Genomic DNA, 11,783 nt, shown 5'->3' on the forward strand with positions numbered 1-11,783 from the left:
GTCAGCGGCCTATGCGGGGTTCTATACGTGGCTCTTTGAGGGCCAGGGGCTCGACCATGTCGCGCACCTTGGTGTTGTCATCCTGCTTCTGGCGCAGGTAGTCCAGGGCCACCTTGGCGGCGGCGCGGACGTGATCGACCGAGGCTTGGTGGGCGACCAGTGGGTCACCGCCCTTGATCGCCTCGACGATCTTTTCCATCTCCCGGTTGCTGGCACCGCGGCGGTTTTCTTGTGACACCGAGGTGGCGCGCAGGTAGCTGATGCGGGCCTGCAGTTGGCGCAGCTGTTGGGCGGCAACCTGGTTGCCGGAGCCTTCCAGCAGCACATCGTAAAAGCCTTGCACCGAGTCGAGCACCTGTTGCAGTTCGCCTTCTTCCAGGGCTTCGCGGTTGACCTCCAGCGCGCGCTCCAGGGCGCGAATGTCCTTGGCCTTGGCATTGAGGGTGAACAGCTGGACGATCAGGCCTTCGAGCACGCAGCGCAGCTCGTAGATATCGCGGGCATCTTCCAGGGTAATGATGGCCACGCGCGGGCCTTTGGCGTCGGCGAACTCGACCAGGCCTTCGGATTCGAGGTGGCGCAGGGCTTCACGTACAGAGGTGCGGCTGACGCCGAGGCGGTCGCAAAGGTCGCGCTCCACCAGGCGGTCACCTGGCAGCAAGTGGAAGTTCATGATCGCGGCGCGCAGCTTGTCGAGCACGATTTCGCGCAGGGTAACGGGGTTGCGGTTGACCTTGAAGCTGTCGTCGAGTGGCTGGCGTTTCATCAGGTGCGCTCTTTATGAGGCTGTTGCGCCAACCCGCGGAGCACGCCGAACCGGGCGCTGCTCCTTACGGTGGTTCGAACAGCCCGTTGTTAACGGGTTGACTCCGCATCGGCTTCGGCGAACGCTTCGCGGGCCAGGCGGAAACTGTCCACCGCCGCGGGTACGCCGCAATAAATGCCGACTTGGAGCAGGATCTCGCGAATCTGTTCTCGGCTCAGGCCATTACGCAATGCGCCGCGGATGTGCAGCTTGAGTTCGTGGGGCCGGTTGAGCGCGGAAATCATGGCCAAGTTTATCATGCTGCGCTCTTTGAGCGACAAGCCTTCGCGGCCCCAGACATGGCCCCAGCAATACTCGGTGACCAGCTCTTGCAGGGGCTTGGTGAATTCATCGGCGTTCTGGATCGAGCGGTTGACGTATTCCTCGCCCAGCACTTGGGTGCGGATCTGCAGGCCTTTCTCGTATTTTTCGTTGCTCATGTGTCTGGCTCCGAATCAAAACAGGGGCCGCAACCAAGGGTGAGAGGGTCGCGCGGCCCCTAAAAAATGGTTGGAACAGGGTCGCTTTGCGGCCCAATCGCCGGCAAGCCGGCTCCCACAGGTACAGCACAGGCAGACAGGACCGTGGCGATCCTGTGGGAGCCGGCTTGCCGGCGATTGGGCTGCAGGGCAGCCCCAAGGGTATCAGCCCAGCGGGGGCAGGGCGCCCAGCTTGCCTTTGTGGTAGACCATCGGGGTGACCGGATCTGCCGGCAACACCAGGTTTTTCACCGCGCCGACGATGATCGCGTGGTCACCGCCGTCATACTCGCGCCACAGTTCGCACTCGATGATCGCCGTGGCCTTGGCCAGCAACGGGTTGCCCAACTCGCTCAGGTGCCAGTCGATGCCCTTGGCCTTCTCCTTGCCCTTACCGGCAAAGGCATACGCCTCGGCGGTCTGCTCGGCAGACAGCAGGTGAATGGCGAACTGCTTGCTGTCACGCAGGATCGGGTACGTGTCGGAGGCGTAGTTGGGGCAGAACAGCACCAGTGCCGGCTCGATCGACAGCGCGCTGAACGCGCTGGCGGTGATACCGACGATGCCGCCGTCAGCGTCCAGGGTGGTGACCACCGTAACGCCGGACGGGAAGGAGCCCATCACGTCTTTGTAGATGCCTGGTTCGATCATGTCGTGCTACCTCTTAACGCATCACAAACGGGTCGGGCATCGGCGCGGTGGACAGGTTGATCCACACGGTCTTCAGCTCGGTATAGGCCAGCACCGAATCGATGCCACTCTCACGGCCGTAGCCGCTGTTCTTGAAGCCACCGATCGGCGCCATCGCCGATACCGCGCGGTAGGTGTTGACCCAGATGATGCCCGAGCGTACGTCACGGGCCAGGCGGTGGGCGCGGCCCAGGTCGCGGGTCCAGATGCCGGCCGCCAGGCCGAACTGCGAGTCGTTGGCAATGGCCAGGGCCTCTTCTTCGGTCTTGAAGCGGATGACTGCGGCAACGGGGCCGAACACCTCTTCCTGCATGATGGTCATCGAGTTGCTGTCGCACTCGAACAGGGTGGGTTCGTAGAACCAGCCGTCACCCTCGACCTCGGCACGCTTGCCCCCCAGGTGCAGCTTGGCGCCTTCGGCCTTGGCCGCAGCGACCAGGCCTTCGACCACGGCCAGTTGCTGGGCGGTGGCCATCGGGCCCATTTCGCTGGCGTCGTCCTGCGGGTTGCCGATGCGTATACGCTTGGCGCGCTCGACCAGGCGGCTGACGAATTCGTCGAAGATCTCGTCCTGTACCAGCAACCGCGAACCGGCCACGCAACTTTGCCCGGAGGCGGCATAAATGCCGGCCACGGCGCCGTTGATGGCGCTGTCCAGGTCGGCGTCGGCGAAGATGATGTTCGGCGACTTGCCGCCCAGCTCCAGCGACAGCTTGGCGAAGTTCTCGGCGCTGCTGCGTACCACATGGCGGGCCGTGGCGGCGCCGCCGGTGAAGGCGATCTTGCGTACCAGCGGGTGGCGGGTCAGGGCCGCGCCGGTGCTAGGGCCATAACCGGTGACCACGTTGACCACACCCGGCGGGAAGCCGGCTTCAAGGGCCAGGCGAGCCAGCTCGAGGATGGTCGCCGAGGCGTGTTCGGACGGTTTGAGCACGATGGTGTTGCCAGCGGCGAGGGCCGGGGCCAGCTTGATGGCCGTCAGGTACAGCGGGCTGTTCCACGGGATGATCCCGGCGACCACGCCAATCGGCTCGTGCACGGTGTAGGCGAACAGGTCTGGCTTGTCCAGCGGCAGGGTGCCGCCTTCGAGCTTGTCGGCCAGGCCTGCGGTGTAGTGGAAGAACTCGGGCAGGTAGCCGACCTGGCCGCGGGTTTCGCGGATCAGCTTGCCGTTATCACGGCTTTCCAGCTGCGCCAGGTGCTCTTTGTTCTCGGTGATCAGGTCGCCCAGCCGGCGCAGCAGTTTGCCGCGCGCCGTGGCGGTTATGCTGCGCCAGGCAGGGCTTTCGAAGGCTCGCTGGGCGGCCTGCACGGCCAGCTCCACATCGGCTTCGTCGGCGTCGGGCAGTTGCGCCCAGGCTTGCGCGGTGGCCGGGTTGAGGCTGTCGAAAGTCTTGCCGCTCTGGGCATCGAGCCATTGGCCGTCGATGCACATCTGGAAACGTACGAGGGTCATGCAACAATCCCCTTGGCGGATTCGGTGAGGGTGCGGGCTTGCTTGAGGAAGTCCAACAGCATCTTGTTGACTTCACGCGGTGCTTCCACCGGCATCATATGCCGTTGCTCGGCGAGGACCACACTGTGCGCCCCAGGGATGCTGGCGGCGAGCTGGCGGGTCATGGCCGGGGTGGAGCCCGAATCGAGTTCGCCGGTGGCGATCAGCGTCGGCACCTGGATGCTGCCCAGGTCGCTGGCGCGGTACATGTCCTGGGTGGCGAACAGTGAATAAGTAGTGTGGTAGCCCTGCGGGTCGTTGCTCGCCAGCACCTGGCGAATGGCGGCGACCTGCGCCGGGTTGGCAGCCTTGTATTCACGGCTGAACCAGCGGTCGAGGGCGGCGTCGACGTTGGCGTCAGGGCCGAGCTCCGCCGCCTGGGCGGCGCGGGCGATAACGCCGGCACTCTGCTCGGGGGTGCGGTTGAACACGCTGTTGAGCACCACCAGCGCAGAGAGCCTGTGCGGGTAGTTGAGGGCGAAAGCACGTGCCACCAGGCCGCCCATGGAGAAGCCGATCACGGTGGCCTGGGCAATCTGCAGGTGGTCAAGCAGCTCGACGAGCTGGGCGGCGTAGCCTTCCAGGCCGGTGTCGGCGGCTGGCAACGCACTCTGGCCGTGGCCGAGCATGTCGTAAGCGATGACGCGGTAGTCGTTGGCCAGGCCAACGAACTGACCGCCCCACATTTCCTTGTTCAGGCCCACACCGTGGATCAGCACCACGGGTTGGCCCTGGCCTTGGTCCAGGTAACTGGTCCCGGCCGGTGTACGTTCAGCGACAGGCTGAATCATGGAGGGCGCTCCTTGAAGGTCGGGCGCGGCGGGTAAGCACGCCACGCCCCGGCCCGTCTTGGTTGTTGTTATTGAGCGTTGGCTTTTTCGGCAGCCAGTTCTTCCAGGTCGATGTAGCGGTTGCCAATGCGCGGGTGCAGACGACCGCCGTCGGCAGCGCCCAGGACCACGACGATTTCATCGGCACGCGGGGCGTCTTCGATCTGCATTTCAAGGGTGATGTAGTGCGAACGCAGGCCTTCGTCGTCCTTCTGCATCATCGGGATCTGGATCGAAGTGCCTGGGCCGCCGCGCTTGTTGGTGAAGCTCAGGTAGCTCTTGGCCTGTACCGCTTCGCGGTAATGGTTGCCGAAGCGCAGGGTGTGGATCACGGCAGAGGCGTGTTCGATTTCGCCGTCGGCGCCGACCACGGCGGCTTTACCGTAGGCTTCGATCTTGTCGGCACCGCCGATGGCGGCAGTCAGGCGCTCGACCATCAGTGCGCCCAGCTCGGAGCAGTTGGCACGGATTTCCGGCTTCAGATCTTCTACAAAACCACGACCCGCCCACGGGTTCTTGATCACCACGGCCAGGCCGACCATGGTCACCGGTTTGTCGGTGGCCTTGCCGCCTTCGATGCGGGTCTCTTCGGAGTAGGTGACGATCTTGCGGATTTCGAAACTCATGGGTGGCTCCTGGTGAGGGTTATCAGCTCTTGTTGTCTGATGGTATACCATAATATTTGTTGTGCAAGAGGGGGCTGGAAATTTCTATTGCCAGGGGACGAAAGGTGGGCTGATCCCTTGAATCTTGTGGTGTCTGTACTGGCCTCTTCGCGGGTGAACCCGCTCCCACAGGTACCGCGCAGGCCTTGAAAGCTGTGGGGAACCTGTGGGAGCGGGTTTACCCGCGAATGGGCCGGTGCAGGCTGTGACTGAACTTCAAAAAAAACCCGCTCACGCGGGCCGCAAGGGCCCCCGGGAGCGGGCGTGTCCCGCAATGTCTCAGGTACAGGGAATTCAGGCGAACGCTGGCACCACTTCCTTGATGAACAGCTCGAGCGACTTTTTCTTCTCGGCGTGGGGCAGGCTGTTGTCGCACCAGAAGCTGAACTCGTCGACGCCGAGCTCTTGGTAGTACTTGATACGCGCGATGATTTCTTCAGGTGTGCCGATCATGGTGTTCTTGCGGATGTTTTCCAGCTGGAACGCCGGCACTTCGGCAAACTTCGATTCCGGGCTCGGCTCCAGGAAGCCGTTGACCGGCACGGTCTTATTGCCGAACCAGGCGTCGAAGGTGCGGTAGAAGCGCGAGATGGCTTGGGCGCCAACCTTCCAGCCTTCAGGCTCGGACGGGCTGTGCACGTGTGTGTGGCGCAGCACCATCAATTGTGGGCGTGGCACATCCGGGTTGTTGTCCAAGGCCGCCTGGAACTTGTTTTTCAGGTCCAGCACTTCTTCGTCACCCTTCATCAGTGGGGTGACCATGACGTTGCAGCCGTTGGCCACGGCGAAGTTGTGCGAGTCCGGGTCGCGGGCGGCGATCCACATCGGCGGTGTAGCGTTGAACGGTTTTGGCACGCTGGTGGAGGTGGGGAACTTGTACACCTCGCCGTCGTGGGCGTAGTCGCCTTCCCACAGTTTGCGCACCACCGGGACCATTTCACGCAGGGCCTTGCCGCCGTCGGTGGCAGGCATGCCATTGGCCATGCGGTCGAATTCGAACTGATAGGCGCCGCGCGCCAGGCCCACTTCCATGCGGCCGTTGCTGATCACGTCGAGCAGGGCGCATTCGCCTGCCACGCGGATCGGGTTCCAGAACGGCGCGATGATGGTGCCGGCGCCCAGGCGGATCTTCTCGGTGCGCGCGGCGAGGTAGGCCAGCAGCGGCATCGGGCTTGGCGAAATGGTGTACTCCATGGCGTGGTGTTCGCCGATCCACACGGTGCTGAAACCGCCGTTCTCGGCCATCAGGGTCAGTTCGGTCAGGTCTTCGAACAGCTGGCGGTGGCTGACCTGTTCATCCCAACGTTCCATGTGTACGAACAACGAAAATTTCATGGGGCTTTCCTCGGAGCTTGAAAGTCTCGCCTGGCGCGCCAGGCGTCAGTAATAAGGCTAGGTGCTTCAGGCGAAGGCGGGCAGGCTGGCCATCTTGCCGCGGCAGTAGATCATCGGCTGCGGGGCTTGCTCGGGGACGATCAAGTTGTGCACCTTGCCGACCATGATGGCGTGGTCGCCACCTTCATATTCACGCCACAGTTCGCATTCGATGATGGCGGTGGCATTGGCCAGCAGCGGGTTGCCCAGCGCACTCAGGGACCACTCGATGCCGGTGGCTTTGTCTTTGCCTTTTTTGGCGAACGCATAGGCTTCGGCTTGCTGTTCACCAGAAAGCAGGTGAATGGCGAAGCGCTTCTGCTTGATCAGCACAGGGTAGGAGTCGGAGCTGTAGTTGGGGCAGAACAGCACCAGCGGCGGGTCCATCGACAGGGAGGAGAAGGCGCTGGCGGTAAGGCCGACGATCGAGCCGTCGTCGTCCAGGGTGGTGATGACGGTAACGCCGGACGGGAAGGAGCCCAGGACGTTCTTGTAGACGGTTGCGTCGATCATCTCATGTACCTCAGAAGGGCTGCGGTGGTCCGCGGTTTTTATCGTTGATGTGTCTGATGGTATACCGTAATACTCGATTTGCAAGCGGAATTTTCCCCCGCAGCAAAATCACGATGAATGGCGCAAAGCCGCATGGATAGGGGGCTTGGCGGAACTTTAGTGCCCCAGCGTCAGCTGCTGAACCGGATCAGTTAGGGTTTTTTAAGCCGAATCAGTGTTGTCAAAAGTTTGGAATACCATAATATGGTCCGCAGCTGAGAGGCCGCCTAGACGCGGTTTCCTTACAAAGATAAAAACGACCTTTCGAGCTGAAAACCATGTCCCAACCGTCATCGCAACACCAGTTTGTCGAGAATCACACGGTCGATTACGTTCCACCTGCCGAGCGCCATGGGAAGGCGCGCGACCTGTTCACCCTCTGGTTCAGCACCAACATTGCGCCCCTGCCCATCGTCACCGGTGCGATGGTGGTGCAGGTGTTCCACCTGAACCTGGTGTGGGGGCTTGTCGCTATCGTGCTGGGCCATCTGCTCGGGGGCGTGGTCATCGCCCTGGCCTCTGCGCAGGGACCGCAGCTGGGCATTCCGCAGATGGTCCAGAGCCGGGGCCAGTTCGGCCGTTATGGCGCCTTGCTGATCGTGTTCTTCACGGCGCTGATCTATGTGGGCTTCTTCATTTCCAACATCGTGCTGGCGGGTAAGACCATCCACGGTATCGCCCCGAGCGTGCCGATGCCCGGTGCCATCGTCATCGGCGCCCTCAGCGCGACGGCCATTGGCGTGATCGGCTACCGCTTCATCCATATCCTCAACCGTATCGGTACCTGGGTGATGGGGTCGGCGCTGCTGGCCGGGTTCATCATGATGTTCATCCAGGAGCTGCCGGCCGACTTCTTCAGCCGCGGTGCATTCAATTTGTCGGGCTTCATTGCCACAGTGTCGCTGGGCACCATCTGGCAGATCAGCTTCTCGCCGTACACCTCCGACTACTCACGCTACTTGCCTAAAGAAGTCGGTATTGCCAAGCCGTTCTGGGCCACCTATTTCGGTGCCACCCTGGGCACCATCCTGTGCTTCAGCTTTGGTGCGGTGGCGGTGTTGTGCGTACCGGAAGGCACGGACGCGATGGACGCCGTCAAGCAAGCCACCGGCTGGCTCGGCCCGATCCTGATGGTGCTGTTCCTGCTCAACATCATCAGCCACAACGCGCTCAACCTGTATGGCGCGGTGTTGTCGATCGTCACGGCCATCCAGACCTTCTTTGCCAAGTGGACGCCGAGCATCAAGGTGCGGGTGATCCTGGCCTCGGTGATTCTGGTGGGCTGCGGCCTGGTGGCGTTGAATGCGTCGGCGGACTTCATCGGCCAGTTCATCGGCTTGATCCTGGCGCTGTTGCTGGTGTTGGTGCCGTGGGCGTCGATCAACCTGATCGACTTCTACCTGATCAAGAAGGGCCAGTACGACATCGCGTCGATCTTCAGTGCCGACGGCGGCATTTATGGGCGCTTCAACCACCACGCGATCATTGCCTATGCGTGCGGGATCGTGGTGCAGTTGCCGTTTGCCAATACGGCGCTGTATGTGGGGCCGTATTCGAACATCGTCGAAGGGGCTGATTTGTCCTGGCTGATCGGGTTGCTGGTGACGGTGCCGCTGTATTACTGCCTGGCGACGCGCGGGCAGAGTGTTAACAGTGCGCGGGCTGTCAGCGTGAACGATTGATGATCAAAACTGGGGCCGCACAGCGGCCCCAGCTATCTTGAGTCAAACCTTGAACTGGGCAACCATCCCATTCAGGTCCACCGCCAACCGCGACAGGTCCTGCGCCGCCGCACTGGTCTGATTCGCACCCGCCGACGTCTGCATCGCCAGGTCGCGAATATTCACCAGGTTACGGTCTACCTCCCGCGCCACCTGCGCCTGTTCCTCCGACGCACTGGCGATCACCAGGTTGCGCTGGTTGATCGAGGCAATCGCTTCGGCAATCACCTCAAGTGCCTGGCCTGCAGACTGGGCCACCTCTAGGGTGCCCGTGGCACGCCCTTGGCTGCTGTGCATGGCGGTTACCGCGCGCTCGGTGCCAGTCTGGATACCCACGATCATCTGCTCGATTTCTGCCGTGGATTGCTGAGTGCGGTGGGCCAGTGCGCGCACCTCGTCGGCGACTACTGCAAAGCCACGGCCTGCCTCACCGGCCCGTGCTGCCTCGATGGCGGCATTGAGCGCCAACAGGTTGGTCTGCCCGGCGATTGCGCCGATCACATCGAGCACGCGGCTGATCTCGTTGGCGTTGTTGGCCAGCAGTTCGATCTCGGTCGAGGTACCGGTGACGTCGTCGACCAGGTGCTGGATCGACGCCAGGGCCTGGTTGACCTGGTCGCGACCGTCGCGGGTGGTGCGGTCGGCACCTTTGGACGCGTCTGCGGTACTCACCGCATTGTTCGCCACTTCTTCCACGGCGGCGGTCATCTGGTTGACAGCGGTAGCGGCCTGGTCGATCTCCGCACTTTGCTGGTGCAGGCCGCGGCTGGTGTCCTCGGTGACGGTGTGCAGCTCTTCCGAGGCCGAGGCCAGTTGATCGGACGATGCGGCAATCTTGCGCAGGGTGTCGCGCAGGCTGTCTTGCATGCGGCTCAAGGCGCGCAGCAGTTGCGCCGGTTCGTCGCGGCCGATCACACGAATTTCGCGGGTCAGGTCGCCGGTGGCCACGCGCTCGGCCACGGCCACCGCGTCGGCCAGGGGCACGACGATGCTGCGGGTCAGCACCGTGGCGATGGCTGCCAGCGCGAGCATGATCACCAGCAGTGAACCGATGATGGCGGTCAACGCTTGGTCTGCGACATCGCTGCTACGTTGCGAGGCCACTTCAGCGCCTTTGCTGTTGTAGGCGATCAGTGCCGCCATGGCTTTCATCATGCTGTCGGCGTGCAGGGTGAGCGGGCCGTTGATTTTCTGCCTGGCCTGGTCAATGTGCCCGGCGGCGATGTCGTCGAGCACCTGCGCCTGCAGGTCGACGTACTGTTGGTGGGCAGTGCTGAAGGCATTGAACAAGGCGCGGTCGTCGGCGGCGATGATGGTGCTGTCGTAGTCCTGGAGGCCGTCCTTGAGCTGAGCGTTGATGCCTCTGAGCATCTCGAGGTTGCGTGCGCGCTCGCTGTCATTGTCATCCAGCGCCGCGCGCAGCGTCACGGCGCGGGCCCGGCCGAGGTTGCTGCTGATTTCACTGAGTGCGACCACGGCGGGCAACCAGGTGACACGGATCTCGTCCGTGGCCGTGTCCATTTGCCGGGTCTCGTAGAGGGCGATCAGGCCCATGCCCAGCACCAGTGCGCCCAACAGGGCGAATACGCTGGCTGCGCGAATGCCGATCTTCATATTCCGTAACTGCATGGAATGCTCCTTGACGGTGGCGTGCAGGCGTCAAGAGCATGGACGGAAGGCCGGGTCACCGGGGGTGGTGCCAGCTCTCGATGCGCTGCGGATTTAGTGTGTGTGCCTCACCCTCGGAAATGTTTTATTTAAATGATGGCATATCGATATCATTATTGACCAGTCATTCAATGTAACGACATGTGCGGGCAAATCCGTCGTTTTTTGACGGATTTGTTCGCTATCAGGTGTTAGACGATCGGGATCAGCGGGTCGGCAGCGGCCAGCGCCAGTGCTCGGTCTGCGGCGGGTGGGTAGATCCACACCGAGTTGATCTGGCGCTTGAGTGCCTTGCCTTCCTGGCCGTGCAACTTCAATTCACGCGCCCAGCCCTCACTGTAGGCCGCGCCCCAGTCGCCGAGGTCCAGGCAGGTGACGTATTTGGGCTGGCGGTAGATGACCGGGTCGATGCCCAGCAGGTCGGCAGCGGCATTGTTGCCGCAGTGACGGCCCATGGGGATGGCGTGCTGGCAGGTCATCAGGGCGTGGTTGCCCAGCTCATCGACAGCGGCCCAGGCGGTGTCGCCGGTGGCATAGATGTGCGCCTGGCCAATCACTTTCAGGTGGTCGTCGACCCGCAGGCGGCCTGCGCCGTCACGCTCGCCGGCGACCTGTGCAGTCAAGGGGCTGGCCTTGACGCCTGCGGTCCAGATCACTGTGCTGCTGGCGATGTACTCGCCGTTGTCCAGGGTGACGCCGCCGGCATCGACAGCCACCACCGAGGTACCGGTCAGCCATTCGACACCCGCCAGTGCAGAGGCGGCCTCGATCGAGGGGGTGATGCCCGCGCCCAACGCCGCGCCGACGCTGGCGCCACGGTCGACCACCAGCACACGCACCGCACTGCCGTCACCGAGCAGGGTGCGCAAGCGTGCCGGCATTTCGGTTGCTGTCTCGATGCCCGTGAACCCGCCACCACAAACCACGACCGTGTTGCGCGCCGGGGAGGCGGGCAGGGCGGCCAGCCTCAGCAGGTGCTGTTCCAGGCGCACGGCCGACTCCATCTGGTCGACATCGAAGCTGTGTTCGGCAAGGCCTGGTACAGCCGGGCGCGCCACCTGGCTGCCGGCGGCGAGGATCAGGCGGTCGTAGTTGATCTGCTGGGGCTGCCCTTGGGCATCGGTGTAGCTCACGCAGCGCCCGTCGGCGTCGATGCTGTCGGCGTTGCCAGGGATGAAGTGCACGCCCACGGCCTCGAACAGCTCGCCCAACGGTGCCTTCATGCCATGCACATCCGCTTCGTAGAAGCGTGGGCGAATGCGCAGCTCCGGTTGAGGGGCGAGCACGCTGATACGCACGTCTTCACGTTGTGCCTGGTCCAGCAGGCGAGCAGCGCTCAGGGCGCTCCAGACACCGGCAAAGCCGGCACCGATGATCAGGATGTTGGATTTCATGCAGGTGCTCCGCAACGGTCACGTAGGGAAAAAGGGCTTCGATGACACAGCAAGTGCCGCTCGAATAACTACGACTGTATTGATCGTAGTTTGCGCCTGCAAGTTTTTTT

11 protein-coding genes and 1 pseudogene are annotated in these 11,783 nt (G+C 62.9%); 1 reads left to right on the plus strand and 11 read right to left on the minus strand.

All coding sequences use genetic code 11. From position 1 onward, the window contains the following. Position 1 precedes the first annotated feature (1 nt). The 8 genes from LOY53_RS10770 to LOY53_RS10805 form a co-directional block, all read right to left on the minus strand. Entirely contained in the window at positions 2-766 is a 765-nt protein-coding gene (locus LOY53_RS10770) for a GntR family transcriptional regulator (RefSeq protein ID WP_033697319.1), read from the minus strand. Between the two features lie 89 nt (positions 767-855). Continuing rightward, complete coding sequence (locus LOY53_RS10775; RefSeq protein WP_152957680.1) at positions 856-1,245, minus strand: carboxymuconolactone decarboxylase family protein; 390 nt, start codon at positions 1,243-1,245, stop codon at positions 856-858. Between the two features lie 204 nt (positions 1,246-1,449). Further along, positions 1,450-1,935, minus strand: coding sequence for a flavin reductase family protein (locus LOY53_RS10780; protein ID WP_027595375.1), 486 nt, complete (start codon positions 1,933-1,935; stop codon positions 1,450-1,452). Between the two features lie 13 nt (positions 1,936-1,948). Beyond that, the gene (locus LOY53_RS10785; RefSeq protein ID WP_027595376.1) at positions 1,949-3,430 is read right to left on the minus strand and encodes an aldehyde dehydrogenase; all 1,482 of its coding nucleotides are present in this window, start codon (positions 3,428-3,430) and stop codon (positions 1,949-1,951) included. Beyond that, positions 3,427-4,260, minus strand: a complete 834-nt coding sequence (locus LOY53_RS10790) for an alpha/beta fold hydrolase (protein WP_027595377.1) — start codon at positions 4,258-4,260, stop codon at positions 3,427-3,429. Before LOY53_RS10790 ends, LOY53_RS10785 begins: the two co-directional genes overlap by 4 nt. Positions 4,261-4,328: 68 nt before the next feature. Beyond that, on the minus strand, positions 4,329-4,925 hold the full coding sequence (locus LOY53_RS10795; protein WP_003256068.1) for an amino acid synthesis family protein: 597 nt from the start codon (positions 4,923-4,925) through the stop codon (positions 4,329-4,331). A gap of 333 nt (positions 4,926-5,258) precedes the next feature. Continuing rightward, the gene (locus LOY53_RS10800; protein WP_027595378.1) at positions 5,259-6,299 is read right to left on the minus strand and encodes an LLM class flavin-dependent oxidoreductase; all 1,041 of its coding nucleotides are present in this window, start codon (positions 6,297-6,299) and stop codon (positions 5,259-5,261) included. Between the two features lie 66 nt (positions 6,300-6,365). Continuing rightward, positions 6,366-6,851, minus strand: coding sequence for a flavin reductase family protein (locus LOY53_RS10805; RefSeq protein ID WP_027595379.1), 486 nt, complete (start codon positions 6,849-6,851; stop codon positions 6,366-6,368). 317 nt (positions 6,852-7,168) lie between these two features. Here LOY53_RS10805 and LOY53_RS10810 point away from each other — a divergent pair, with 317 nt between their 5' ends. Next, entirely contained in the window at positions 7,169-8,572 is a 1,404-nt protein-coding gene (locus tag LOY53_RS10810; RefSeq protein WP_099453786.1) for a cytosine permease, read from the plus strand. Positions 8,573-8,614: 42 nt separating this feature from the next. Here the strand turns inward: LOY53_RS10810 and LOY53_RS26860 are convergent, their stop codons facing one another. The 3 genes and pseudogenes from LOY53_RS26860 to LOY53_RS10820 all read right to left on the minus strand — a co-directional run bounded on the left by LOY53_RS26860 (position 8,615) and on the right by LOY53_RS10820 (position 11,673). Next, positions 8,615-9,478: a methyl-accepting chemotaxis protein gene (locus LOY53_RS26860; RefSeq protein WP_408981374.1), complete on the minus strand. Its 864-nt coding sequence runs from the start codon at positions 9,476-9,478 to the stop codon at positions 8,615-8,617. After that, positions 9,470-10,240 (minus strand): annotated as a pseudogene (locus LOY53_RS26865) (MCP four helix bundle domain-containing protein); the annotation flags it as partial. The pseudogene LOY53_RS26865 and the gene LOY53_RS26860, both read right to left, overlap by 9 nt. Positions 10,241-10,470: 230 nt before the next feature. Continuing rightward, entirely contained in the window at positions 10,471-11,673 is a 1,203-nt protein-coding gene (locus LOY53_RS10820; protein ID WP_258703993.1) for an NAD(P)/FAD-dependent oxidoreductase, read from the minus strand. Between the last annotated feature and the right edge of the window lie 110 nt (positions 11,674-11,783).

It is taken from the genome of Pseudomonas sp. B21-031 (assembly GCF_024748985.1).
Classification (GTDB): Bacteria; Pseudomonadota; Gammaproteobacteria; order Pseudomonadales; family Pseudomonadaceae; genus Aquipseudomonas; species Aquipseudomonas kermanshahensis.